The sequence below is a fragment of the Rhodococcus sp. BS-15 genome (assembly GCF_000813105.1).
GTDB lineage: Bacteria > Actinomycetota > Actinomycetes > Mycobacteriales > Mycobacteriaceae > Rhodococcoides.
This window is the reverse complement of the sequence record NZ_BAOX01000610.1, coordinates 1-737: the sequence shown is the minus strand read 5'-3', so window position 1 is coordinate 737 and position 737 is coordinate 1. Positions and strand designations below refer to the sequence as shown.

1 pseudogene is annotated in these 737 nt (G+C 70.0%); it reads left to right on the top strand.

Features of this window, described 5'->3' with window-relative positions:
• Positions 1 to 253: 253 nt before the first annotated feature.
• Positions 254 to 737: pseudogene (locus RHBS_RS28245) on the top strand (glycosyltransferase); the annotation flags it as partial.

Sequence of the window (737 nt, the reverse complement as noted above, 5' to 3'; positions counted from 1 at the left end):
GCCAGGGCAAGGACGCACGTACAGCGAGAGCTGCCGAGCCCGGACGTGCTCGCACGCGGGTCTCCAGTTCACGGACCGAGACGATGTCACCCAGATCGACTGCGTATCGGGGCGAGTCACCCCGCGGCAACCCCCGTCGGAGCGAGTCCGTCCGGCGAGAGTCCGCCGCAGGATCGCGGTCGGCATACCGTCCGCGACCGGAACCACAACCCGGTCGCCCGCCCGTCCGCTCGGGTGAGCGAGGATATCGACGGTGAAGCAGACATCTCGACCGATTTCCGTAGTGGTTGCCGGGGGCGGAACGGCCGGGCACATCGAGCCTGCGCTCGCTGTGGCCGACGCCTTGCGTGTCCTCGACCCCACCGTCACCGTCACCGCTCTCGGCAGCAGCCGTGGTCTGGAGACGAAACTCGTCCCGGCTCGCGGTACGCACTCGAACTCATTCCGCCGGTTCCGCTGCCCCGGAAGCCCACCGTCGACCTGCTCAAGCTGCCGCTGCGCGTCGTGCGATCGGTGCGCCGCACCCGAGAGATCTTCGCGGCCGTCGAGGCGGACGTGCTCGTCGGATTCGGCGGATATGTCGCGTTGCCGGCCTATCTCGCGGCCCGCGGTCGACTGTTCGGCCGTGGCGGCCGAATTCCTGTGGTCATCCACGAGGCCAACGCGCGCGCGGGCATCGCCAACAAGGTCGGTGCTCGGTCGGCCGAGCGGGTACTCGCCGCGGTCGCGGGCTCGGG